Here is a 25,698-nt window from a genome sequence, read left to right as displayed (position 1 = left end):
CTTATTTGCCCCCTTCATCAGAATAGTAAACCCATCGATTCGATGTCTTAAATAAAACTAGGGTAAAAATCATAATAATTATAAATAAGACCCAACTCATCGCACTCGCATAGCCCATCTGGAAGAAACGAAAGGCATTGTCATAAATCATTAGCGATGTTAAATAAGTTGATTTTAATGGTCCGCCACTCGTAATCAAAAATGGCGCATTAAATTCTTGAAAGGCGTTAACAAGCTGCATCACTAGATTAAAAAAGATCGTTGGTGTGATTAATGGGATTGTGATCTTAAAAAAGATCCGCCATTTTCCTGCGCCATCAACTTCGGCTGCTTCGTATAATTCAACTGGTATTTCTTTAAGTGCGGCTAAGAAAATAACCATAGAAGAGCCAAATTGCCAGATTCTCAATAATGAAATGACAGCCATTGCAGGCCCTGGTTCAGATAGCCAGCCAACAGGATCCAAACCAATCGTTGTTAACAATTGATTGATAAGTCCATCACCGGAAAATAAAAAGCGCCATAAAACCGCTATCGCTACGTTTCCTCCTAAAATTGACGGAATATAATAGGCGGTACGAAAAAAGTTGATTCCTTTCAATTTGAAGTTCAAGATAAATGCTATAAACAAAGCAAAAATCAACTGAAACGGAACGGTGAAGAAGGCATAGCGAAACGTTGCTAAAATTGATTGTAGAAAGTCTGGATCATCCGTAAAAAGTTTAATAAAATTATCAAAACCGACAAAAGTCGGTTTTGATATCAAATTATAGTTGGTAAAACTTAGTACGAGTGAACTAATGAATGGATAGATAACGAAGATTACTAATCCAATCAGCCAAGGCATAATATATAATAGCCCTATCCTATTTCTTTTGTGTTTTCCATTCATTTTTAAATTCCCCCTAAGTTACTCCTTTTTCATGGTTTCAATGGCTGCTTCTACTTGGCGAACCAGTGACTCCGCAGCTTCTTTAGAACTAATGGCCTCTAAACCATAGCGTTCAAGAACGTCAGTGTAGATAGCCGTTAAAGTGGATTGTGTGAAGTAAGGTCCTTGATAAATTCCTTTTGTATCAGCCATAACGTCTAAGATCGATTGTTCAAAATCAGAAATCATATTTGCTTCCTTGAGAATATCAATGGCTTTCTGATTACCAGGGACTCCCCTAGCAGTTCCCATTGCAAGAACCCCGTCTTTTTCATTCAGCATGAAATTCAATAGTTTTGCAGTTTCTTCCGGATGCTTGGTGTTTTTACTAATCGAAAATGACATTGTTGGTTGAGTGATTACTCCTTCTATATGATTGGCATCAATTTTAGGGTATTTCGCAACTACAAGTTCTTGATCATTTTCTTCGAGAACTTCTTTGAAGCTAGCAGCACCTTGAATCCATTCCGTTTGACCCGCGTACTGTCCTTCAATAAATTGTTTTACAGTAGCAACAGAGTTACTACCAATGTTTTCAATCACTTCTTTTTGAGTTGGTATTACACCTGCATCAACCATGCTTTGTTTCCACTCTAAACCTTCTTGAATTTGCTCAACAGTCATGTTCAAGTTTCCTTCTTCATCAAAAATAGGTTTTTCGTATTTTTGAGCTAAGTACTGCGCAATTTGGTGGAAAGCCAGCCCAGATAATGGATAGTAGCCGTCTGGAAATTCCTTCGCTGCTTCCACTAAATCATCCCAAGTTTCAGGAATAGGAACACCGAATTTATCAAAGGTCGTTTTGTTGTAAACCACACCGCCGATATTCTCACCGAAGGTAACACTATTAAGCTTTCCGTTGATCCTCCCAGGTTCAAGAGAATCTTCCGAATAACCTGATAAGTCAAGATATTCAGTTAAATCTTCTAAGTTATAAAAGCCATCGCCTTCAGGAGAATAAACCATGAACCAGTCAAAATTCATCTGCATTAAATCCGGTTCTGTTCCCCCAGCAAGTTGGATTGCCATTTTTTCTTCAATCCCATCCCAACCGCTATACTCTGCTTTGACAGAAATATTGGGATGCAGTTCTTCAAATTTTTCAATCATTTCTAAAGTGGCTTGATGGCGATCATCATTTCCCCACCAAGAAAAACGAATAGTCACATTTTCTTGATCATCCCCACTACTGTTACCATTAGAATTGTTGCCACAGCCTGTTAGAAGTGTGCCAACTGTTAAACCTACCCCTAGCAGCATCAGCAAGTTCTTTTTCTTTGTAATCATTTTGTTACCCCCTTGTCATGATATCGTTTACAAATATTAGGATAATCGATATTTTCACCAAAAAAAATAGAGAAAGTCGATGAAAAAACTCAAAAATCAGACTTTCTCTATTTACTATGATCTTTATAGTGAAAATTCTTTTTTAAATCACTTATGATTTCATCAGCCTATCCGATTTGTTCAAACTATCTTTTTGATAGCGTTTCGGAGATACCCCATACTTCTTTTTGAACAATTGACCAAAATAATCTGGATTATTCCCATATCCAATCAATTCAGCAACCTGAGCAACCTTTTTTCCTTTTTGCAACAAAGTAACTCCTTTAGATAAGCGCAACTCTAATAGCCGATCATTAAATTTCATACCAGTTTCTTTAAAGTAGGTTTTCCCAAGATAATCTGGATTCAAGAATAGTAAATTTTTGGAGATCCACCGCAAGGAAAGTTCGGGATTATGATAGTTCTTTTCAAGAATATAGTTAATATTGGCTGAAATAGTATCATTCAATTGCTCTTTTTTCTTTAAATTAGACACACGGTCTAATAAATCATCCAGAAGATCCACCAATTGTAAATAATAAGTGACTTCATTGATTTGATTTAAAAAATTTATGTACCCTTTTGTATCGTCAAAATCAAATTCATTGATAACCTTTTTTACAAATGATAAAAATCGATCTTTCAAATCTTGAGCTGGTACCTTCTTGTCTCGACAATGCTCCAATAGTTCAACGCAGAATTCCCTCGCTTTGGTATACTCATTATCCCTAATTAGATCAATCAAGGGCTGGAATTCAGGAATTCGTTTTGAGCCTATATAATTTTTATCTGTCACATCACATTCATCTATGATCGTTAGTTTGTCAAAATAAAATCGATCTTCCAAACTAATTTGCCCTTTTTTGAAGGTACTAGTGATCATACTGGGTCTTTGTTTTTCCGCTGTAAAAATAACGCATCGTATATCAAAGCTCTCTATTCCACATAAAATAGATGATAGCTCTTCGATTTGAAATAGATAGAAAAGTTGAACCCCTTTAAGATTTGTAGATGTAAATAAACATTGACTGTTTCTTAATTGAGCGGTAATAACGGGTTGAAGACGGTCGGCAAACTGTTCTTCAAACATAATGAGTGAGAATTCAGGTAGCGTTTCTGATGTTTCTTCATTATTTAAAATGATATGATTGAGTTGTTCTTTCAAAAGCAAAAGTTGATTGTTTTGTATATTTGCCAAATCATTCAAACAATCAATAATACTATCTTGAAGTTCAATAGGCGAAACAGGTTTAAAAATAAAGTGTTTGACACCAAAACGCATGGCTTTTTTTGCATAATCAAGGGTCGCAACACCTGTAAAAATAATCGTTTTTGCTTGAGGATTTTTTTCGTGAATTAGTTGACATAAATCTAATCCAGTAACCTCGGGCATTTGGATATCTGTGATCATCAAGTCCACTTGATTGTTTTTTAAGTAGTGTTTAGCGTCAATTCCAGAATAAAAGACTCCGACAACCTCAATTGGGAGCTGACAATTGTTGACTAAATTAGCGACGCCATCAGCATTAACTTTCTCATCGTCAATAACGATCAATTTTGCTTTATTCATAGAACACTCTCCTCTCGATTTATTTAAAACGATTTCATTTTTCTTGATAGATTCTACAAATGTATGAAAGGAATCCGTCATATGATGGACATTCCTTCATTCAATATCATACTATAAAATACTTTATTCAGAAGGTCTATCTTTTATTAATTTTATTCGTTTAAGCTAAATGACAATTAAGCATAATTTTTTCAAGTAGAAATCACCTAAATTCAAACTACCGTTTCGACCCCATTCTTATTGTATAGATGATATAACTTAGCCAAAATTACCCTCACTTAGCACCTTCATCCTGATATAATGAAGTAAATCAACGACAAGGAGCCATAGCATGTCAAAAATAATTATTTCTGGAAGTATCGCTTTTCAAAAGGATTTTGAAGAACTAACGAATACACTTACTGAAAACGGGCATCAGGTGATCAATTATCCAAGAGCCACGGAGGATCTTTCTACTCACTTTCCAACCTTATTCGTAGACTTTTATAAAGACATAGAAAAAGCCGAGATTTTTTATTTATATAACAAAGAAAAAAATGGCATCTGCGGTTATATCGGCACAGCTGGCTTTGCGGAAGCAACCTTTGCTTTGACTCGAAAACTACTGTACGGACAGAAAATTCAATTGTTTTTGCATGAGGACCGAGTGAAAAAGTAGCTTGTTCTGAAGAGATTGGGCTTTGGAAAGAGAATGGTTGGATCACAGTTAAAAATCTAAACACGTTTTTGGATTGAGAAAAAAATACTTTTTATATGAAAGGTAGAGGTAGTCTAATGAAAAAGCTTATATTGATCAGCGGTACGATGGGAATTGGTAAATCAACTATAACTGAAGAACTATCCAAACAAACAAAGCAGTCTGTTTACCTTGACGGGGATTGGTGCTGGATGATGAATCCGTTTGTCGTCAATGAAGAAAATAAGGATATGGTGATCAACAATATCCATTTTCTGTTAAACTCTTTTATCAATAACTCTATGATCAACGTCATTTATTTTTGCTGGGTTATGGATGAGCAAAAAATTGTGGATCGAGTCTTGAACGGCATCGCATTGGAAGATATTGACGTGCAACACTTCTCATTAATTGCCTCGCCAGAAAAATTGCAGGACAACTTTGAAGGAGATGTAATCACCGGGAAACGAACACTATCTGATTTACAGCGTTCACTGGATAGGTTACCAAAATTTACTGAATTGCGTTCAAGAAAAATTGATATTTCCCATCACTCTGTTTCGGAGACCGTTTCAAAAATAATTTTGGCATCTTCTTAAATATTCCTTCAATCAGTAAATTTTGGCCCATGTTTTTTAACGCAACTATTCTCAGAGAGCTACTTCTTGTGACTGACACAAATAAGCCCACACTCATAAGAGCATGGGCTTATTGAGATCATTGTCAATTCTAAATCTTCAATTGAAATCTGGCTTTTATCAATTCAGATTTCAATTGCTGAATAATGGTGACAATTTCTTATTATTCTTCAATTACATATACTTCTCAACTTCATCAATTTCTTTTTGTAGTGCTTTTTCATCGTACTTTTCATACTTACCGGCTTCGTGTGCGATCTTTTTGATTTTATGAATCGCTTTTTTCTCAACGATCCATTTCTTCATACTATGTTTTTTTGCATCTGCATCTAGTGTGTCTAATTCAGCTAAATTTTCATCTAACTTATCAAGAACCTCTGCAATCTTTACCAATGCTTTTGCTTCCTTTTCTTCATAGTTTGTCATAGATATCACTCCTTAAGTATTTGATATATTTATCTTACCGCTGTAATTAAATATTTTCAAATTAAATGTACTGTGTATCACAAAGTTTTATCTTATTCTCACTGAATAGATATAAACTATAATTTTTTTGCAATATTCTATTCATTTTACATTTATTTTTATCCTTAAAGATGTATCATAAGAGAACTATCGATTATATAAAAAAATTCCTTAGTGAAAAATCAAACATTCGGTGTATCGTTTGCAATAAAAACATCTAGTTTTTTACCTTCTTATGGTTGCAGCAGAATTTTACCGATACTTTTTCCAGATTCTAAATAATCATGGGCAGCTTTTCCGTCAGCTAATGAAAAAATGGTTGGTTGACTGATTTTCATTTGATCCTTGCTAAAGTAGTCAAACAATCGGGTGCTTCTTCTCTCCCGCTCTTGAAAACTCGTCAAGTAATCCCACAGATCTCCTGTCAAAATACTTTTTGATTTAGATAGCAAGGGAATAAAGTCGATCGCTGGAGGATTTCCGCCGGCCATGCCAAAAAAGACAACCTTCCCTCTATTAGTGTAGGTATCTTGCCATTCTGTATTTCTTAAAAAGACTTGTTTTGCTCCTTGGTCTAAAGCCAGTTGTCGCTTTTCTTCCGTAGAAGTGACGCCATAAACTTCTAGACCATCTGCGGTTAATAATTGCGATAAAATTTGTCCGACGCCACCACTTATCCCATGGACGAAGACCTTACTATGATTCACATTATTGCCAAGATCATGAGCTAAAAAATCAGCTGTCAACCCTTGCAGACCAATACTGGCTGCTAATTTAGGTGGTATATCTGATGGAATACGGATGGCATTTTCCTCAGGAACAGCCACCAATTCTGCATTAGCAAAAGGAACATCCACAAAAAGAATCGTTTCCCCTAGCTGAAACTTGGAGACAGATGTTCCTTTTTGAATAATCCTCCCTACCCCTTCATAGCCATTAATAAGAGGGTCTCGGGATTCAATATGATAGCTGCCCTTTCTTCGATAAATATCTGCAAAATTCAACCCAATATACATCATTTCTATCAATAGCTCATTTTCATGAATGATGGGATCAGGCAAATCCCCATATGTTAAAACAGTTGAATCACCGAATTCATTAAAATACAACGCCTTCATGCGCAAATCATCTCCGATCTTCAATCCATCAAAAGCCACGCATCAATCGATTGAAACTATCTACTAAACAACCAGTGAATGTTCCTTCGGTCATTTTAGATTTTTCCTTTTATTCAAAAAAAGCACCTTCTCTCGAAGGTACTTTCATTTTATTCCTCTTGTTGGTATCCGTCAAAACAGATTATTTCTTCGGTTCATCCTCGTCCATCTTCAGAACTGCCATGAAGGCTTCTTGCGGTACTTCGACGGAGCCGATTTGTTTCATCCGCTTCTTCCCTTCTTTTTGTTTCTCTAGGAGTTTGCGTTTTCGAGAAACGTCACCGCCGTAACATTTCGCCAATACGTTTTTACGCAAGGCTTTGATGTCGGAACGCGCAACGATTTTTTGTCCGATGGCTGCTTGGATCGGTACTTCAAATTGTTGTCGTGGAATCAGTTTTTTCAGTTTTTCAACGATGGCTTTGCCGCGTTCATACGCAAAGTCACGGTGAACGATAAAGCTTAACGCATCGACTTTTTCAGTATTCAGCAAGATGTCCATCTTCACTAGCTTGCTAGTTCGGTAACCAGACATTTCGTAATCCAGTGATGCGTAGCCTTTGGTGCTGGATTTCAATTTATCAAAGAAATCAAAGACGATTTCCGATAGTGGGATCTCATAAACGACGTTTACTCGATAATCATCCAAGTAATCCATCGTGACAAAGTCTCCCCGTTTGCGTTGGGACAATTCCATTACAGCACCGACGTAATCATTAGGGACCATGATTTGTGCTTTGACGTAAGGCTCTTGCACGTTGTCGATCGTGACTGGTTCAGGAAACTCTGCTGGGTTATCAACGACGACCATTGAGCCATCTGTCTTGTTGACATGATAGATTACGGATGGTGCAGTCGTAATCAACTCAAGGTTAAATTCACGTTCTAGCCGTTCTTGCACGACATCCATGTGTAATAGGCCTAAGAAGCCGCAACGGAACCCAAATCCTAACGCTTGAGAGGTTTCTGGTTCAAATTGCAATGCTGCGTCATTCAATTGTAATTTTTCCAATGCTTCTCGAAGGTCGTTGTAGCGTGAAGTATCGATTGGGTACAATCCGCAATAAACCATCGGATTCATTTGACGATAACCAGCTAAGGCTTCTTCTGCTGGATTGTTGGCTAATGTCACCGTATCCCCGACTTGGGTATCTTTAACGGTCTTGATGGCAGCAGTGATATACCCAACATCGCCCACCATCAACGCATCTCGTTGAATGGCTTTTGGTGAAAAGACACCAACTTCCGTAACATCAAAGGTCTTGCCATTGCTCATCATTTTGATTTTATCTCCAGGTTTGACCATCCCGTCCATGATGCGGACGTTTAAGACCACCCCACGATAGGAATCGTACACGGAGTCAAAGATCAACGCTTTTAGCGGTGCTTCAATATCACCTGCTGGAGCTGGGACATACTCAACGATTTGTTCCAAAATGTCTTCGATCCCAATACCTGCTTTGGCACTTGCTAAAACAGCTTCACTGGCATCGATACCGATCACATCTTCGATCTCTGTTCGTACTCGCTCAGGATCGGCAGCTGGCAAGTCTATTTTATTAATGACTGGTAGGATCTCTAAATCATTGTCTAACGCCAAGTAGACGTTTGCCAATGTCTGTGCTTCGATCCCTTGAGCTGCATCAACGACGAGCACGGCGCCTTCACAAGCAGCCAAACTGCGGGAAACTTCATAGGTGAAATCGACGTGCCCTGGGGTGTCGATCAAATGGAAGATGTAGGTTTCGCCGTCTTTGGCGGTATAGTTAAGTTCAACGGCATTTAATTTGATCGTGATTCCTCGTTCACGTTCAAGATCCATGGAGTCTAATAGTTGGTTTTGCATTTCTCGTGACGTCACCGTATGGGTTTGTTCCAAAATACGGTCCGCCAATGTTGATTTCCCATGGTCGATATGGGCGATAATGGAGAAATTACGAATCTTCTCCTGTCGTTTTTTCATTTCTTCTATGTTCATGGATACGTTCCTCATTTCTTTTAGTCAGCTTTTCTATTATACCAACGAAACGCCAATAGTTAAAGTATTTTTCTTAACCGTTATTTAGACATATTCATTCAGGTTTTGCTATACTAGAGCTAGCAAATAAATTGGAGTTGAAAGAATGGACAATAATTTTCATCAAAATCTACATATTCGAGCGGTGGATGAAAAAGACGTTGATCAGTTCAACGAACTGTTAAGCTACGTTTTTCAGATCACTGAATCGGATATTGAAGAAAGCGGCTATGAGAGCAAACGGGAAATGATCAAATCCAAGCGCCCGATCTTAGAGCTTTCCAAGGTCTTTGGCTGGTTCAATGAAGACAAGTTGATCTCGCAAATCGCCGTTTATCCTTGTGAAGTCAATATACACGGCAAATTGATCAAAATGGGCGGAGTGACCGGTGTTGGGACTTACCCTGAATATGCCGGCCATGGCCTGATGAAAGACTTGATCAAGCTTGCCTTAGAAACGATGCGGGAAGATCAGCAATGGATCTCCTACCTTTATCCTTATAATGTGCCCTACTATCGTCGCAAAGGCTGGGAGATTATGTCCGACAAGCTGACCTTTAAAATTCGTGATACCCAGCTTCCGAAAACCAAAGAAGTCCCTGGGATCGTAGAGCGCAAAGAAGTGGATGACCCTGATGTCTTTACTGTCTACAACCAATTCTCCCGCGACAACCATGGTGCCTTGCAGCGGACCTCTTTTCACTGGGAAGAGTATTGGCGCTATGAAAATGAAGAAGAGCGCACCGCGGCTGTTTATTACAATGCCAGTGGTCATCCGACTGGTGTACTTTTTTATTGGGTAGCCGAAGAAGTCTTCCATGTAAAGGAAATGTTCTACTTGAATCAAGAAGCCCGCAATGGTCTATGGAATTTTATCTCTGCCCATTTCTCAATGGTTTATTGGGTCAAAGGAGACATTTATTCAAATGAACCCCTGTCCTTCTACTTGGACGATAGCCAAATCAAAGAAACCATCGAGCCTTATTACATGGCGCGGATCGTCGATGTTGAACAGTTTTTGAAAAACTTCCCATTTGAAGCCTTCCAAACACCCTTTCACTTTGTTGTTTCCGACCCAGTTGCCGATTGGAACAACGGGATCTTCGGTGTCCAATACAATCACGGGGAGATCGTGGTTTCAAGAGAAGCTATCGGAAAAGCGGTCCAACTGGATATTCAGACATTGTCGTGTCTGTTGATGAATTACCGCCGTCCGGCTTACTTAGAGCGTGTGGAACGGCTAAATACCGATTCAGAAACACTGGCATTACTGGAATCGATCATCCCTGATATGGAAGCCTATTTCAGTGATTATTTCTAAACAACGAATCAACAAAACGTACAACTATGAATGATTAAGGAGTGTTTTTGAATGAAACTATATTTTGCTGCTCCCCTGTTTGCTGCTAGTGACCTGCGCTACAACGCCGAACTCGTTGCGTCGATTCGTCAGCAGTATCCGCAGCTGGAGATTTATTTACCTCAAGAAAATGCCGCGATCAATGATAAATCCGCCTATGCGGATAGCAAAATGATCGCTTTGGCAGATACCGAAAAAGTGCTGGAAAGTGATTTGATGATCGCATTGCTAGATGGTTTGACCATCGATGCTGGGGTTGCCTCTGAGATCGGTGTCGCTTATGCAAAAGGCATTCCTGTTTTAGGGCTTTATACGGATAGTCGCCAACAAGGGGCCGACAATCAGCAAAAGCTGGCAGCATTACAAACCGTTGCGGAAAATCAGTTCCATTATGTCAATCTTTATACGGTGGGTTTGATCAAGCTAAACGGGGAAATTTATTCCTCTGAAGCAGCCCTTTTAGCTGGCTTAGCCGACTATCTTTCGGAGGACAATTAAATGGGGCAAAATTATCAGCGACTGCAAAAGGTATTCACTATTTTCGGTATTCTCGTGTTTTGTTTTTCTTTGTGGGAATTTTTCCGTGGGGTCTATCCGCAAACACAAGGATTGATTTTCCTCGCCCAAGCCTTGCTTGGGATTTTATTGATCTTTGTCCCAGAAATGAGTAAAAAGTTCTTGAAAATCCAGCTACCAAATGCCACCGTCTACTTTTATTGGTTTTTCTTGCTGATCTCTGTATTTATGGGGACGATCTTACATTTGATCGAAACCATTGCTTTCTGGGATAAAATTCTGCATGCGGTAAGCCCGATGGTCTTGACGGCTGTCGGCTATGGGTTGATCTGTCTGCTGTTGAAAGAAGTCAAAGTTTCAAACGTCTCTCCCTGGTTATTCCTACTGATGGGCTTTGCTTTTGCTGGCTTGTGTGGTATCTTCTGGGAGTTTTGGGAGTTTATCTGCGATTCCGTTGGTGGAATGAACCTCCAACGTTATGCAACCTTAGATGGCACCCCATTTATCGGTCGTGAAGCATTGATGGATACGATGGGCGATTTACTGACCAACACGATTGGTGCTGCCTTGATGGGCGTGATCGCATATGTGCAAGGTCGAGGCAAACCTGATTATTTTGAAAGTTATCGGATTAAAAAATTATCATAAACGACCTTTAAAAGCTTGTTGAAACCAGCGTTTTTCAACTAGCTTTTTTCTTTTGTTCTTTTATTCATAAAGAAAAATTTATAAAAATACTTAAATAACACATCTTATTTTTATAGATTCGCTGTCTATCAAGGTTTGACCTTTCTTACATTTCCCTATAAAACGATTACAACCACAAAAAAATTCCCTCGTTTAATCATTTTTATTTCCCCAAAAAACCATGGTCTGTTATAATTACATTATTCATTTGACGTTGCGTCAGTAAAGGAGAGGCTTATGGTTCTAACAGTGTTTTTTATTTTATGCTGCTTGATTTTTTCATCGATCACCTATGCGTTCTCTAAAGATGCCCGAAAATTTGTCCAACCTTTATCAATCAAAATTATTTTTATTGCATCAGCTATTATTGCGGTTTGGACAATGTTCTTTTCAATGGTTGCATTTGTCGCTTGGGTCATCTAAAAAAACATTCTTGCCAGTTGCGGCGTTTTCGCTGCATTGGCAAGAATGTTTTTTCTTTTGATTAAAATAGTTTGATTTGATTCAATGGCCAAAAGCGCAGCAGCACTTTCCCTTCCATTTGATCTTCCGTTACAACCCCGAAACTGCGACTGTCTCTAGAGATCAAACGATTGTCTCCCATCACAAAATAACTGCCTTCAGGCACCGTTACTGAGAAATCTTCCGTAAACTGTTCCGCACCAGCGGCGATTTGCTGAAACATTTCGCGATAAGAATATTCGTCTTGTAATTGATCGTTTGCAAATTTCTCTTTAAACTCATCTAAATAGGGTTCTTCATATACTTCTCCATTGATCGTTAGGACATCATCTTTCATCTCGATGGTATCACCGGGTAAACCAATCAACCGCTTGACAGCGATTTTACTTGGATCATCTGGTTCAACACATATCACGATGTCTTGTCGGTCATAGGAGGAGATTTTTGATGCAATCAAACGCTGTTTATCTGCCAACGTCGGGTCCATAGAATGGCCACTGACTTGAACAGGGGTCAGGACAAACAGACGGATGAGAACCACGGCGACGATAAAGAAAAGCAGTAACCAATTTTCTTTGAGAATTTTTACCATAGCTGCTCTTTCGCTCCTTTACTGCATCTTTTGTCATCAGCGAAAGCTTGTTCTGCCATTTTGACAAAAGATATCTTCCTCAATCTTACGTGGAATTTTTGCTTTGAGCAAGAGAAATCATCGATTTTAAAAAATTTATGATATTTCTCGTTGAGAAAAGAATCGTTTACGTTCGATCACGACTCAAGAAAGCAAACACATCTTTTCGACGTAGACTCCCTATCAGTTGGTGATTTTCTTCGATCACCACCGTCTCATGACTCGCAAATAAAGTATACAACTCATTTAATGGCGTAGATGCTGCAATTTTCGGGTCAGATTGATTGATGTCATTGCTGAAAAAGTTCATCCGTATCAAATCTCCTGCTGTAACCAGTTTTGCTTCATCTTCCCCGGTTTCTTCAAAGAAGCTTTTCACAAAAGCGGTCTTCGGTTGTGAAACAATGACTTCTGGTGTATCGCATTGAACGATCTTCCCTTGATTCATCACAGCGATGCGCGTCCCTAATTTTACCGCTTCTTTCATGTTATGCGTGACAAAAATAATCGTCGTCCCAAGCTCTTGGTGCAGATCGAGGACTAGCTCCTGTAAGGAATTACGAGAAATTGGATCAAGGGCACTAAAGGGTTCGTCCATCAGAATGATTTCGGGATTGGCAGCTAATGCGCGCAAGATCCCTATCCGTTGCTGTTCTCCACCAGACAATTCTTTCGGCATTCGATGACGGTACTGCTCTGGGTCAAGTTTGACCTGTGTCAGCAAACGATCCACGGCTTCTGAGCGATCTTTTTTTGACCACCCTAACATCTCTGGGATCACTTCGATATTTTGTTTGACATCCATCGTCGGAAACAGAGCGATTTGTTGGAGAACATACCCCATTTGCCAACGCATCTTTTGAATATTGTATTCTTTGATGCGTTTTTCTTTGAAGTAAATATCACCATCTGTCGGTTCTGACAACGCGTTGATCATCTTCAAAGTCGTTGTTTTCCCACTCCCAGAAGGACCGACCAAAACAAAGATTTCTCCTTTATTGATACTCAGATCTAATTGATCGATCACTAGTTTTTGATCAAACTTTTTACTGACGTTTTTAAATTCAATAATTGGTGTCATTCTTGTCCCTCCTTAATTAATCCTTCGTCTATCAGGAAGGTACGTGCGACTTCTGCTGGATTTTTTCCTTCGACATTGACCTGATAATTCATTTCACTCATTTGTTCTTCGGTGATTTTCCCTGCCAACTTTTCCAATGCACGGACGACTTCTGGATGTTCCTTGGCAAAGGCTTCTTTCATCAAAGGCGCTCCTTGATAAGGTGGAAATAGTTCCTGATCGTCTTCTAGAATAACTAAGCCATATTGACGCAATTCACTGTCCGTGGAATAGGCATCCAGTAGATTGATATCGCCATTATTGATGGCTTGGTAACGCAATGCTGGTTCCATACTTTGGACACTTGGAAAATCTAGCCCATAAAGTTCTTGGATCCCCGCATATCCGTCCGTCCGATCAATGAATTCGAGAGTGAAGCCAGCTTTGATTTGATTTTCGATTTTCTTCAAATCAGAGATCGTGGTTAGTCCATTTTCCTCAGCAAATTCTTTTTTGACAGCCAACGCATAGGTATTTTGATACGCCATCGGCTGAAGCAAGGTCATCTCAAACTGATCCTTCAATAGATTGACTGCTTCGGTATAGGTTTCGTCGGAGTCAAGTTTTTGACTCGCAAGCTCTTCTGGTACCTCAACTAAGCTCTCCAACACGGTACCAGTAAACTCTGGATATATATCAACTTGACCATTGTCCAATGCGCTGAATAAGAAAGAGGTTTTTCCAAAATTTGGCTCTAGTTCAACTTGGGCATCAGGGTCTTCTTGTTCAATCAATTCTTTGTACATGTTGATCAAGATATCAGGTTCAGACCCTAGTTTCCCTGCGATCGTAATGGTTTTGGGAGCAAAAAATCCGCTTTGTGAAAAGGAAACCCCACCAATCAGCAAGATGATTGCTGCCAACGTGATCAAGGTATAGCGCGGTTTTAAATGTTGCAGGTAACGGATCAGGGTACTGAAAACAATCGCCAACAAGGCAGACCCGATCGCACCAATCAACGTTAACTCAGGCGCATTTCGATCGATCCCTAACAAAATAAAGGAACCTAACCCGCCAGCGCCAATCAAAGCGGCTAAGGTCGCTGTTCCGATGATCAAGACCAGCGCCGTGCGAATCCCAGAAATTATGACAGGCAAAGCAATCGGCAACTCGACTTTGATCAATCGGCGCATCCGAGACATACCAAATGCCGCAGCAGCTTCTTCGATTGATGGATCGATCTCCGAAAGGCCAATATAGGTATTTTGAAAGATCGGCAATAACGCATAAATAACTAATGCGATCAATGCAGGTGGCGTTCCGATCCCCACGAATGGAATCAATAAACCTAACAGTGCCAGTGATGGAATCGTCTGTAACACACTCGTTATTTGTAGGCCGACTTCCGCTGCCCGTTTATGATTAACCAGCCAAATAGCTAAAGGAACAGCAATAACGATCGCCACGAGCAGCGCAATGATCGACAATGACAAATGTTCAAAGACAGCTGTCAGCAATTCCCCTTTTCGCTCATTCAACGTTTCAAAAAAAGTATTCATCTTTTCATTCCTCTCCTACTCCATAAGAACAGTATAATCGAAGTGCGAATTTCCTCCAAACAACAAGCAAGGAGAACTTTTTGTCATATGTTAAGAGACAAAAAAACGATGGCTGCCAATGAAATGGCAACCATCGTTTTGTATTTATTCATTTGTTCTCTTTTTATTACTCGGTCATTGGCGTATTTTCAAAAACCAGCTGATCGTTCAATAATTCGATCGTGACTTGGGTCTTTGGTAAGACTCTGCCAGCAACGATTTCTTTTGCCAATGGGGTTTCGACTTCTCTTGTGATAAACCGACGGAGAGGTCGCGCACCATACGCTGGCTCATAAGCATTTTCAGCGATCCAGCGTTTGGCTTCTTCAGTGATCGTCAACAGTATATCTTGGACTTCCAGTCGTTGTGAAAGCTGTGCGATGATCTTGTCGACGATGCCTGTCACATCGCTTAGACTAAGCGGTGTGAATAAAATCGTATCGTCGATCCGATTTAAGAATTCTGGTTTGAAATGGCCTCTCAAGAGATTACGGACAGTTTCTGCGACAGTTTCTGGGATCGTCCCTTCTGCCGTCACGCCATCTAGCAAGACTTGAGAGCCGATGTTGCTGGTCATGATCAAGACGGTATTTTTGAAATCAACGACGCGTCCTTTTGAGTCTGTCAAACGACCATCATCAAGCACTTGCAATAAGATATTGAAGACATCTGGATGGGCTTTTTCGATCTCATCCAATAAGACGATCGTGTATGGATTGCGTCGAACGGCTTCGGTCAATTGTCCGCCTTCTTCAAATCCAACATAGCCTGGAGGGGCACCGACCAAACGAGACACCGAATGTTTTTCCATATATTCGCTCATATCGATCCGAACCATATGCTCTTCAGAGTCAAAGAGGTTGACCGCTAACGCTTTCGCTAATTCGGTCTTACCGACACCGGTCGGTCCTAAGAACAAGAAGGAACCTAATGGTCGATTTGGATCTTGCAGACCAGCTCGGGAACGAATGACTGCATCACTGACGGCATCGACTGCCTCGTCTTGTCCAATCACTCGTTGATGCAAGGTCTCATTTAATTTCAACAGTTTTTCTCGTTCGCCCTCCACTAATTTCGCAACAGGGATTCCTGTCAAGCGGCCCACGACTAAGGCGATCTCATTTTCTGTCACTGACTCTTGAACCATCCGAATGCCTTCGTCTTGGTTTTTTTCTTCCAATTCAGCGAGTTCTTTTTCCAGTTGGGGAATCGTCCCATGACGAAGAACAGCTGCCCGTTCCAAATCATAGTTATTTTCAGCATCTTCCAACTCATGCTTGGCTTTATCGATCTCTGCCCGTTTATTGGAAACTGCATTGACTTCTTCTTTTTCCGTTTCCCACTGCATTTTCATGGTATTGACTTCTTCACGCAATTCCGCCAATTCTTCTTGTAAAATGCCTAAACGTTTTTTCGATGCATCATCAGATTCTTTTTTCAGTGCGGCTTCTTCGATCTCCAATTGCATCAAACGTCGAGTGACCTGATCGAGCTCGGTAGGCATCGAATTCATTTCTACCCGAATCGTGGCACTTGCTTCGTCGATCAAATCGATGGCTTTGTCTGGTAAAAAGCGGTCCGTGATATACCGATCAGATAAGGTCGCAGCAGCAACAAGCGCATTGTCATGGATATTGACGCCATGATGGATCTCGAACCGTTCTTTCAAGCCACGTAAAATCGAAATCGTATCTTGAACGGTTGGTTCCTGTACCAGCACTTTTTGGAAACGACGTTCCAAGGCTTTGTCCTTTTCCATGTATTGACGGTATTCATCAAGGGTCGTTGCGCCAATCGTATGCAATTCTCCCCGTGCCAGCATTGGTTTTAGTAAGTTTCCAGCATCCATGCTGCCTTCCGTCTTACCAGCACCTACAATATTGTGGATCTCATCAATAAAGAGAATGATCCGTCCATCGGCTTTTTTCACTTCTTGTAAGACGGCTTTCAAACGCTCTTCAAATTCACCTCGGAACTTGGCACCTGCGATCAAGGCACCCATATCCAGAGAAAAGATCGTTTTGTCTTTTAGGTTTTCTGGGACGTCTTTTCGCACGATCCGTTGAGCCAATCCTTCAACAATGGCTGTTTTACCAACCCCCGGTTCACCAATCAAAACGGGATTGTTTTTTGTTTTCCGAGAAAGGATGCGAATCACGTCGCGAATTTCTTCGTCTCGTCCGATAATGGGGTCCATTTTTCCGCTGCGGACTTGTTGAACCAAGTCAACGCCGTATTTTTCTAATGCTTTGTATTGTTCTTCTTGATTTTGTGAGGTCACACGATCCCCTCCTCTTAATGTTTCGATCGTTTGCTTGATTTCTTTCGCGGTGATTCCTTGTTTCTTTAAATACACCGTCAATGGATGATTTTTCAATTTCATCAACGCATAAAGGACGATTTCTGTGGAAAGATACTCGTCTTGAAATTCATTTTTTAATTGATCTGCCTCAGACAAAAGATGAAACAGATTTTGACTCATGGATTGACCATAACGAACATTTCCTCCTTCAACCGAAGGCAGTTCATCTAGTAGCTGGTCGACTTCCTTTTCAATTGCATCGACATCAAGGCCTGTATCCGTATAAAAATTGCGGCCGAATTGATTGGCTTGCAATAAAATCTTCCATAAATGCGGAATATCGATTTCTTGGTGGTGACGCGTCATTGCAATCTGCTGTGCTTCCGCGATGGCACTCTGTAATGTAGTCGTCATTTTTTCTGGGTTCATACTTTTCCCTCCCAAAATGGTAGTCAGAAAAATTAGTACACTGCAAGCAGCATCCTTTTTTCTACTCTTCCATTATACAATATTGGTCAGTAATGGTCAAAAGATTTCCCTCGAAGATCAAGATTTTTTTCAGTATTCTTTCATGAAAATTGACAGATAGGAAGCCGCAATGGTATGCTAGGTCCTGATTGGTCAGGAACAATCGATTTTCTTGATCCTTTTGATCGCTCTTTGGCGATAGTTATTCAGTAAGATTATCTACTTAGCTGTAACGTCTACTGTTTACAGCTTTTTTATATGGAGGAAACGATGTTAACATTAACGAATATTAGCCAACAATTTGGCGACAAATTGCTTTACGAAGATGTTTCCGTTCAAATCAACCGTGGGGAAAAAGTCGGGTTGATTGGACGGAACGGCGCTGGCAAAAGTACTTTAATCAAAATCATTACAGGAGAAATTCTCCCAGACGATGGCTTTGTTCAATTTCCGAAAAATTTGAAAATGGGCTATTTGGATCAATACGTCAATGTTGATGAAACGCAATCGATCCGTGATTTTTTGCGCTCTGCCTTTGCAGAAGACTTCGAAAAAGAACAACAGATCGCAGATCTTTATACTGCTTATGGCGAAAGTCTTGACGATAAGCTTTTAGAAAAAGCCGGCGAATTGCAAAATCAATTGGATCAAGGAAATTTCTACCAAATGGATACATTGATCGATGATTTAGCAGAAGGATTAGGTATTTCGGTTCTCGGCATGGATACCCCCCTTGCTTCCTTAAGTGGTGGTCAACGCTCAAAATTGATCTTAGCAAAAATGCTGCTAGAAAAACCCGACATGCTGATTTTAGATGAACCGACCAACCACTTAGATGATGAGCATATCAAATGGCTGGTTGAGTTTTTACAGGACTTTACTGGTACCTACTTAGTCGTTTCTCATGATCGTCAATTTTTGAATGAAATCACGACCCATATCATTGATATCGAATTTGGCAAGCTTTCTAAGTATACGGGGAATTTAGACAAAGCATTAAAGCTAAAAACGCTGCAAAATGAAAGTTATATGAAGCAATACGAAGCACAACAAGAGCATATCAAGAAAACCGAAAGCTATATCCGTAAATACAAAGCTGGTTCTCGTTCAACAATGGCAAAGAGTCGTGAAAAACAATTGGCAAAAATCGAACGTTTGACCCCACCCCAAGATGTCCCTAAACCGCATCTAGGATTTGATTTGGCACCGATCGTTACGACCTTGGCATTAGAGACGACCAATCTAGTGATTGGTTATGACCAAAAGCCTTTACTATCGCCAATCAACCTAACGATCCGTTATGGCGAAAAAATTGCGATTCGGGGATTTAATGGGATCGGTAAATCGACGTTGATCAAAACAATACTTGGTGTGATCCCTGCAATTGAAGGAACCGTTTCTTACCCACAGCATACAAAGTTTAATTACTTTTCTCAAGATCTTGACTGGGAGTATCCATTACAGACGCCTCTGCAATACCTCGAGGATCTTTTCCCAAAGGCAACCAACAAAGAATTGCGACGACAACTTTCTCGTGCGGGATTACCTAGCCAGCTTGCTCAAGAGGAATTGAAATTATTAAGTGGTGGCGAGCAGACAAAAGTGAAGTTAGCTGAAATGATGTTGATCAAAAGCAACTTTTTGATTCTTGATGAACCGACCAACCATATCGATCAAGACACGAAAAACAATTTGGAAGAAACCCTGGCAGCTTTTCCCGGAACCGTTCTGATCGTTTCCCATGAAGCTGAATTCTATGAATCCTTTGTTGATCGGATCATTGATTTGAAAGACTAAAAAAAACGCTTATCCTCTACTCGAAGATAAGCGTTTTTTTAACTTTCCACTTTCTCTTTTCTAAGCTCTGTCAGCTCTTGGCTAATGTCTTTGCGCTTTTCTTTCATTACATATGCAAAGCCAATAATGAATGGCCAAATGAATGTCGCTAAGCGATACAGCAGCATAGAAGATGCTGCATCGACTGTGCCGACTAATGGACCAAAAAGCAGCATATAAATAAATTCAAAGGAACCGATCCCTGCCGGTGTTGGAATCACTCCGGACAAGACGACGGCAAAGCTGATGAAGGATAACGTCAACAAGAAATCGATCTCTGGGTGCTGCACGACAAGAATCACATAAGGGATCACGTACCAAGGCAGCATCTTCAAAAGATTCCAAAGATAGATGCGTAAAAAAGCGGTCCGGTCGGTAATGATTGCATTGACCGTTTCTCGCAAAGAATAGATCTGGGTGTTGCATTTGTCAACGATTCCTCTTAATGTCGCACTTTTGAACAGCTTATTACTGACGATCACAAAAAAGACTTGAATGTTGATACTGACAGAAAGTGCCAATAAAGCGGCAATGATCAAAAAGACGAGTACGATCCCCGCCAATATCACCCAAATCATATTCGGCGCATTGTCATAGAATAACGAGAATTGAATGATCAACCCAGCGATCGCATAAGTCAATATGGCAAACTTATACATCACCATGTGTAAGGTGGTGACCCCAACCCCTTGTGACAACTGCAAACCATTTTTACGATAAAAATTCACCTCTGAGATCAAGGTGCCCGCGCCAAACGTCACGATCCGATAAAACCCACTGTAACAGACGGTTAGAAACCCCGCCTTGGTGGTGAATTCCGGTTGAAAAGTCACTGCGATCTCTTTAACTGTTCGTCCTTCAATCACTAGGTACAATGTGCCAAGCCCCATAACCAGTAAGACGACGAGAAAGCTGGTCTCTCTTAGCCCCGCTAAAATTTCCATCATCGAGTTACGGACAAAAAAATACATCACACCCAGAATGCCTACTAGTAAAAGTAAATTAAGGGCGAACTTCACTTTAGTTTTCATATTAACTCCTTGCTTGTTAAACCGAATTTATGCAAAAAAGACCATCAGCAGGATAGCAAAAACGGTGCCGAAAGCAAAAAAGAAATAAAACTTCTTCTTTCTTGTTTTGTGGCGAAACACGCGTTGCGCGATCAAACCGCCTAATCCGCCGCCAATCGCCCCCATAAAAAGGAGATTTGCTTCGGGAACCCGCCAACCTTGTTTTACTGCCTGATATTTATCATAACCCATCAGACAGAAAAGATAAAGATTGACTGCAATTAAATAAAACCACAATGGATTGTAAATCAGTGCATCCATCCATTTCCTCCATATGATTGATCGTAGGGACCATTATTTTGATTCTTGTGCTTCCTCAGGTACCAACATCGTCAACCCGTGCTTGATGACTTTCATCTCGATTGGCAGATCATCCGTTGGATCGCCGTCGGTCCGAGTATGAACCGTTTTTTCTTTCGCTTTGATCGAGACCTTTGCGGCAGTGAAGTATTCAACACTTGGTACTTTGGCAATTCTACCCCGAATAATTCTTGGCAAATACAAAATAAACCGTAAAATGTTCAATTTTGGCAAAAGAATAACATGGAACAAGCCATCGTCAGGTTTTGCTTCTTCATCAAAGTTCTTAAACCCACCTGCTGAATTCGACATGACGATCGTCAGTAATTGACTTTTCCCCTGCCATTTCCGTTCGTCAGCGATGACTTCCAATTTGTATTGTTTCTTTTTGATCAACAGATGAATGAACCGTTTCATAAACGCCAACGGACCGTACTGTTGTTTTTCTTCTTGGGAAGTTGCGGCGGCGGTATCTGCCAAAAGACCAATGGTCATCGTCGAGATCATTACTTGATCATTGACCATCCCATAATCGATCGGACGTTCAACCCCTGTTAAAATATTCTCAAACGCTTCTTCTGGCTTGACTGGTATACCCAACATTCGAGCGAAGTTATTTACCGTTCCTCCAGGAATGATCCCGATCTTCAGCTCATCCAGCTTTTCTTTGAAGGTTTGCAGCCCATGATGGATCGTGCCATCTCCGCCGATGATCACAATCGTATCGACTGCGTGTTTCTTGGCTGCCTCTTTAACATCCTCAGGGTCAACATCGGGATTTGAGGCTTGTAAAAACACTTGATGCTCATCGCCTTGTTCGTTCACATAAGCTTGGAATTTTTCTGCTGTTTCTTTTGCTTCACTTTTCCCCGCTGTATCGTTGTATAATACGAGAATTTTCATCCTATTCACATCCTAATAAAAGGCCGGGCCTTACGCAAGACCTGCGTGAAGAGTTCCCAGCCCTAAAGTTATTCTTTTCTTTCAATGAAGAAGCTGCTGCTATGCTTGCGCATTCAGTTCGGCGATTTTCACGATCACATCGGTCGCTTTCATCATTGATTGTAGTGAGACGAACTCATAACGTCCATGCATATTTTCTCCACCAGCAAAGATATTCGGGGTTGGAATCCCTAGATAGGAGATTTTCGAGCCATCGGTCCCACCACGGACAGGTTCTGTCATCGGTGTGATTCCAACTGCTTTCATCGCATCTTTCGCTAAATCAATGATGCTCATATCTTTTTCGATGATTTCTTTCATGTTGTAGTATTGATCATAAAGATGTACGTGCACTCGTGGTTCATCAAAGCGGGCATTCAAGCTTTCTTGAACCGCTAATAATTGTGCTTTTCTTTCTTCGAAACGACTCCGGTCATGATCTCGAATAATGTATGCTATTTTCGCTTCTTCTACTGAACCACTAAGGCTCATCAAATGGAAGAACCCTTCTGTCCCTTCGGTTTTCTCAGGAACTTCATCAGCAGGTAGCGCATTTTGAAAATCGACTGCTAGTTGCAAGGCGTTGATCATGGTGTCTTTAGCAGTTCCAGGGTGGACATTCTTTCCTTGGATCGTAATTTCAGCTTGCGCCGCATTGAAGGTTTCGTATTGCAATTCTCCTACTGGACCGCCATCCATTGTATAGGCAAAATCAACATTGAAATCTTCAACATCGAATTTATCGGCACCAACACCAATTTCTTCATCAGGTCCAAATGCGACTTTGATTTCCCCATGCTTGATCGTTGGGTTTTTCAGTAAAATTTCCATGGCTGTCATGATTTCTGCAATACCTGACTTATCATCAGAACCTAATAAAGTGGTACCATCAGTAGTGATCAAGGTTTCGCTAGCATAATTTTTTAAATTCGGAAAATCTTTTGTGTTTAATGTGTATTTTCCTTCTTTATCTAATTTAATGGTCGATTCGCCATCGTAATTTTCGATGATCTGCGGATCAACATTTTCTGCATTAAAATCGGCGGTATCCATATGGGCGATAAAACCGATGGAGCGCACGTCATGATCGACGTTACTTGGTAATGTTGCGATCACGAAACCATTGGATTCATTGTAATGAACATCGCTTAATCCTAATTCTTCAAGTTCTTTTTGCAGTTCTTTAGCAAACGCGACTTGTGTTTGGGTGGAAGGTGTTGTGGTGCTTGTCGCATCTGAGCGAGTTTCTGTTTTGACATACTTTAAAAAGCGAGGCAATAAATTTTCGTACATAAAAGATTCTCCTATCTATAGTCAAATGGATTTGTTGAAGTGGTGGAAGGAACAAAGGTCACAGCCCAGTTCTCTTCTGCTTTCCACTGATTGAATTTCTCAATAAACCGAGGAATACATTCCTTTTCGATGTTGTGCCCTGGATCGATCGCGATCAACCCATTGGCTTGCATGTCATGGGCGAAATGGTAACTGATATCGCCAGTGATGTACACATCCGCTTGATGGCGTAAGGCATCGGAATAAAACGATTGACCACTGCCGCCACAAATGGCGATTCGCTGAATTTTTTCAGGTGCATTAGGAAAACTGACAACCCGTAAAGCAGTCAAACCAAACCGCTCTTTGACACGTGCGACAAACTGATCAATGGAAAGAGGCTCAGCGAGGTTGCCAACCCGTCCGATTCCATAGGTCTTCGGCAAATTGTCTAAGGCATACAGATCATAAGCTGGCTCTTCGTAAGGATGAGCAGCGATCATTGCCGAAAGGACCTTTTTCTCGATCGTTTCTGGAAAAATGACTTCGATTTTCGCTTCTTGCACCTGTTCTTCTTTTCCGATCTCACCGATGGCAGGATTCGCCGCTTGCTGTGGTGTAAAGCGACCGGTGCCAATCAATGAATAGCTGGTGTTTTGGTAATTGCCTTGCTGACCAGCACCAGCTTTTCCTAATGCCTTTCGCAATGCTGGTGCCGATTCAACAGGTGTAAATACAGCTAGTTTCTTCATTTTTACTTGATGGGTTTGCTTCAAGTACGTATCTGGTTCAACTTCTAGCAGTTCACAAAACCAATCGTTCAAACCGTCTTCAATAATATCCATATTGGTGTGGGCGGCGTAAACGGCGATATCATGCTTGACGAGATCCATCAACATCTTTTGTTGCGGATCATCGGTCAGCAAGCGGTTCAAAGGGCGAAAGATCGGTGGATGTTTCGCGATGATCAAGTCGATCTTTTTCTCGATGGCTTCGGTTACCACTTCTGGACGGACATCAAGGGTCATCATGACTCGCTCGAGGGGTTTGTTTAATGTACCAACATGCAGACCAACAGGATCGCCTTCTTCTGCCAACCATAATGGGCAATATGCTTCAAAGCGTTTGATAAATTCTTGACCAGAAATCATGCCAGTACCTCCTTGATCCATTCGATTTGTTCTTTCAATTCATTCATTTTCTCAGCAGGTGGTTCTTTGGCTTTCTCTAACTCTTTGACCACTCGTTGACGCTGCTTCAATTCATGCTGCCATTTTTTATAAAAAACTGGATTTTTTTCTTTTAATAAAAAGGGACCAAAAAATAATTGCTGGGGCGTGTACGTCGCTTTTCCAGTTTCCGCAACGATGATTTCGTAATTTTTGTCATTTTCTTCTAACAGCACTTCATGAATGATCGTAAAATTGTGATCAACGAGCCATTCCCGCAAAGTCCTTTCGCCAACATTCGGTTGTAAGACCAAACGTTTGACCCCCGCTAAGCGATTTTTTCTGCTGCCTTCTTCTAAAATAGAGCGAATCAAAGTCCCCCCCATTCCAGCAACAACAACCGTGTCGATCTTATCTGCTGGCTGAATAGCGTCCAATCCGTCTGCTAAGCGCACCACGATCTTCTCTGTTAGCCCGTTTTTACGTACTTGTTTACTGGCAGAATCATAAGGTCCTTGAACGACTTCTCCAGCTACAGCATAAGTGATTTTGTTCTGCAGCATCAATGCCACAGGTAAATAAGCATGGTCGGAGCCGATGTCGGCGATACGTGCTTGGTCGGGAATTTGTTCGCCCACGCAAGCCAAACGATCCGATAATGCATGTTCGTTCATATTGTCACTCCTTCTTTCGTAGTATAACACGCTTTCCATAAATAGAAAAAAATGTGCGTCTTGACTGTGGTGCCATTGCCAAGGCGCACATTGCATTAATCGTTCACTAATTCAACCTTTTGAATCGAGTTACCGGGAATTTGCGGTGGGATCGACATCGTCATGATCGGGACGCCTTGCAGCGACACTTGAACTTTGTCTCCTTCAACTAACTCCTCGATCTCTCCTGAATAGGCCTCGATAGGGACATGGAGAATGACCCCATCATTTTGAAAACTTTGGACGACTTGATCCTCATCTTCAACTGCCGCTACGTCTTTCAAAAATAATTGAAAGGTATCATCTGAACCTGCTCGGGCATCTTCTTGGATAATACCAGTAAAAACCGTCGCTGTTTCGCTCTCTGAAGAACTATTGGCAACGGAACTAGCATTCTCACTTGATTCAGAAGGCGTGTTATCGCCACTTGATGCATTGTTGTTTTCGGGACTGCCACAAGCCGTTAACAGCAGCACTGCTGCTAAGGACAAGCCTAGAATCACTTGTTTTTTCATCATCTTCTTCCTCCAGT

General features: G+C 40.8%; 24 protein-coding genes. 7 read left to right on the top strand and 17 right to left on the bottom strand.

Features of this window, described 5'->3' with window-relative positions; genetic code table 11:
• Window position 1: 1 nt before the first annotated feature.
• The 3 genes from IGJ44_RS08050 to IGJ44_RS08040 all read right to left on the bottom strand — a co-directional run bounded on the left by IGJ44_RS08050 (window position 2) and on the right by IGJ44_RS08040 (window position 3,827).
• The gene (locus IGJ44_RS08050) at window positions 2-892 is read right to left on the bottom strand and encodes a carbohydrate ABC transporter permease (RefSeq protein ID WP_167827293.1); all 891 of its coding nucleotides are present in this window, start codon (window positions 890-892) and stop codon (window positions 2-4) included.
• Between the two features lie 18 nt (window positions 893-910).
• Window positions 911-2,218: an ABC transporter substrate-binding protein gene (locus IGJ44_RS08045; protein WP_430606534.1), complete on the bottom strand. Its 1,308-nt coding sequence runs from the start codon at window positions 2,216-2,218 to the stop codon at window positions 911-913.
• 151 nt (window positions 2,219-2,369) lie between these two features.
• Window positions 2,370-3,827, bottom strand: a complete 1,458-nt coding sequence (locus IGJ44_RS08040) for a response regulator transcription factor (protein ID WP_167827295.1) — start codon at window positions 3,825-3,827, stop codon at window positions 2,370-2,372.
• Between the two features lie 331 nt (window positions 3,828-4,158).
• On the opposite strand from IGJ44_RS08040, the gene IGJ44_RS08035 reads away from it, so the two are divergent.
• Together IGJ44_RS08035 and IGJ44_RS08030 are read left to right on the top strand one after the other, a co-directional pair.
• Window positions 4,159-4,485 carry a hypothetical protein gene (locus IGJ44_RS08035; protein ID WP_240934934.1) on the top strand — a complete coding sequence of 109 codons (327 nt, stop codon included), beginning with the start codon at window positions 4,159-4,161 and terminating at the stop codon, window positions 4,483-4,485.
• Between the two features lie 116 nt (window positions 4,486-4,601).
• Complete coding sequence (locus tag IGJ44_RS08030) at window positions 4,602-5,102, top strand: AAA family ATPase (RefSeq protein WP_167827296.1); 501 nt, start codon at window positions 4,602-4,604, stop codon at window positions 5,100-5,102.
• Between the two features lie 213 nt (window positions 5,103-5,315).
• Here IGJ44_RS08030 and IGJ44_RS08025 read toward each other — a convergent pair whose 3' ends face one another.
• From IGJ44_RS08025 to lepA, 3 genes are all read right to left on the bottom strand, one after another.
• Window positions 5,316-5,567, bottom strand: a complete 252-nt coding sequence (locus IGJ44_RS08025; RefSeq protein WP_074535924.1) for a hypothetical protein — start codon at window positions 5,565-5,567, stop codon at window positions 5,316-5,318.
• A gap of 272 nt (window positions 5,568-5,839) precedes the next feature.
• Window positions 5,840-6,724 carry an alcohol dehydrogenase catalytic domain-containing protein gene (locus tag IGJ44_RS08020; protein WP_430606531.1) on the bottom strand — a complete coding sequence of 295 codons (885 nt, stop codon included), beginning with the start codon at window positions 6,722-6,724 and terminating at the stop codon, window positions 5,840-5,842.
• Between the two features lie 181 nt (window positions 6,725-6,905).
• On the bottom strand, window positions 6,906-8,741 hold the full coding sequence (gene lepA / locus IGJ44_RS08015) for a translation elongation factor 4 (RefSeq protein WP_074535928.1): 1,836 nt from the start codon (window positions 8,739-8,741) through the stop codon (window positions 6,906-6,908).
• A gap of 145 nt (window positions 8,742-8,886) precedes the next feature.
• Here lepA and IGJ44_RS08010 point away from each other — a divergent pair, with 145 nt between their 5' ends.
• The 4 genes from IGJ44_RS08010 to IGJ44_RS07995 all read left to right on the top strand — a co-directional run bounded on the left by IGJ44_RS08010 (window position 8,887) and on the right by IGJ44_RS07995 (window position 11,766).
• Entirely contained in the window at window positions 8,887-10,101 is a 1,215-nt protein-coding gene (locus IGJ44_RS08010) for a GNAT family N-acetyltransferase (protein ID WP_008380051.1), read from the top strand.
• Window positions 10,102-10,152: 51 nt separating this feature from the next.
• Window positions 10,153-10,638, top strand: a complete 486-nt coding sequence (locus IGJ44_RS08005; RefSeq protein ID WP_010748216.1) for a nucleoside 2-deoxyribosyltransferase — start codon at window positions 10,153-10,155, stop codon at window positions 10,636-10,638.
• A complete protein-coding gene (locus IGJ44_RS08000; protein WP_005226020.1) occupies window positions 10,639-11,304 on the top strand; it encodes a hypothetical protein in 666 nt (221 codons plus the stop codon).
• 276 nt (window positions 11,305-11,580) lie between these two features.
• A complete protein-coding gene (locus IGJ44_RS07995) occupies window positions 11,581-11,766 on the top strand; it encodes a hypothetical protein (RefSeq protein ID WP_005226019.1) in 186 nt (61 codons plus the stop codon).
• A 61-nt stretch (window positions 11,767-11,827) separates the two neighbouring features.
• Here the strand turns inward: IGJ44_RS07995 and lepB are convergent, their stop codons facing one another.
• The 4 genes from lepB to clpB all read right to left on the bottom strand — a co-directional run bounded on the left by lepB (window position 11,828) and on the right by clpB (window position 17,825).
• On the bottom strand, window positions 11,828-12,397 hold the full coding sequence (gene lepB, locus IGJ44_RS07990) for a signal peptidase I (RefSeq protein WP_074535930.1): 570 nt from the start codon (window positions 12,395-12,397) through the stop codon (window positions 11,828-11,830).
• Window positions 12,398-12,563: 166 nt separating this feature from the next.
• A complete protein-coding gene (locus tag IGJ44_RS07985) occupies window positions 12,564-13,517 on the bottom strand; it encodes an ABC transporter ATP-binding protein (RefSeq protein ID WP_077454512.1) in 954 nt (317 codons plus the stop codon).
• Complete coding sequence (locus IGJ44_RS07980; protein WP_074535934.1) at window positions 13,514-15,055, bottom strand: ABC transporter permease/substrate-binding protein; 1,542 nt, start codon at window positions 15,053-15,055, stop codon at window positions 13,514-13,516. Before IGJ44_RS07980 ends, IGJ44_RS07985 begins: the two co-directional genes overlap by 4 nt.
• 166 nt (window positions 15,056-15,221) lie before the next feature.
• The gene (gene clpB, locus IGJ44_RS07975; RefSeq protein ID WP_430606527.1) at window positions 15,222-17,825 is read right to left on the bottom strand and encodes an ATP-dependent chaperone ClpB; all 2,604 of its coding nucleotides are present in this window, start codon (window positions 17,823-17,825) and stop codon (window positions 15,222-15,224) included.
• Window positions 17,826-18,134: 309 nt separating this feature from the next.
• On the opposite strand from clpB, the gene IGJ44_RS07970 reads away from it, so the two are divergent.
• Window positions 18,135-19,661, top strand: a complete 1,527-nt coding sequence (locus IGJ44_RS07970) for an ABC-F family ATP-binding cassette domain-containing protein (RefSeq protein WP_010748209.1) — start codon at window positions 18,135-18,137, stop codon at window positions 19,659-19,661.
• A 38-nt stretch (window positions 19,662-19,699) separates the two neighbouring features.
• Here IGJ44_RS07970 and IGJ44_RS07965 read toward each other — a convergent pair whose 3' ends face one another.
• The 7 genes from IGJ44_RS07965 to IGJ44_RS07935 all read right to left on the bottom strand — a co-directional run bounded on the left by IGJ44_RS07965 (window position 19,700) and on the right by IGJ44_RS07935 (window position 25,684).
• Window positions 19,700-20,731 (bottom strand): lysylphosphatidylglycerol synthase transmembrane domain-containing protein, encoded by a 1,032-nt coding sequence (locus IGJ44_RS07965; RefSeq protein ID WP_005231344.1) that lies wholly within the window; start codon window positions 20,729-20,731, stop codon window positions 19,700-19,702.
• A 27-nt stretch (window positions 20,732-20,758) separates the two neighbouring features.
• Window positions 20,759-21,031, bottom strand: a complete 273-nt coding sequence (locus tag IGJ44_RS07960) for a DUF1294 domain-containing protein (protein ID WP_010748207.1) — start codon at window positions 21,029-21,031, stop codon at window positions 20,759-20,761.
• A gap of 33 nt (window positions 21,032-21,064) precedes the next feature.
• Window positions 21,065-21,973, bottom strand: a complete 909-nt coding sequence (locus tag IGJ44_RS07955; RefSeq protein ID WP_010748206.1) for a diacylglycerol/lipid kinase family protein — start codon at window positions 21,971-21,973, stop codon at window positions 21,065-21,067.
• A gap of 99 nt (window positions 21,974-22,072) precedes the next feature.
• Window positions 22,073-23,305 (bottom strand): peptidase T, encoded by a 1,233-nt coding sequence (pepT, locus tag IGJ44_RS07950; RefSeq protein WP_430606524.1) that lies wholly within the window; start codon window positions 23,303-23,305, stop codon window positions 22,073-22,075.
• Between the two features lie 11 nt (window positions 23,306-23,316).
• Window positions 23,317-24,435, bottom strand: a complete 1,119-nt coding sequence (locus IGJ44_RS07945; protein WP_333493957.1) for a Nif3-like dinuclear metal center hexameric protein — start codon at window positions 24,433-24,435, stop codon at window positions 23,317-23,319.
• The gene (locus tag IGJ44_RS07940; RefSeq protein WP_010748203.1) at window positions 24,432-25,127 is read right to left on the bottom strand and encodes a tRNA (adenine(22)-N(1))-methyltransferase; all 696 of its coding nucleotides are present in this window, start codon (window positions 25,125-25,127) and stop codon (window positions 24,432-24,434) included. The genes IGJ44_RS07945 and IGJ44_RS07940 overlap by 4 nt, the downstream gene beginning before the upstream one ends.
• 95 nt (window positions 25,128-25,222) lie before the next feature.
• Entirely contained in the window at window positions 25,223-25,684 is a 462-nt protein-coding gene (locus tag IGJ44_RS07935) for a hypothetical protein (RefSeq protein ID WP_010748202.1), read from the bottom strand.
• Between the last annotated feature and the right edge of the window lie 14 nt (window positions 25,685-25,698).

This window comes from Enterococcus sp. DIV1368d (genome assembly GCF_050542975.1).
GTDB classification, from domain to species: domain Bacteria; phylum Bacillota; class Bacilli; order Lactobacillales; family Enterococcaceae; genus Enterococcus_D; species Enterococcus_D casseliflavus.
The sequence above is the reverse complement of the archived record's forward strand: the minus strand, read 5'-3'. Positions and strand labels throughout refer to the sequence as shown.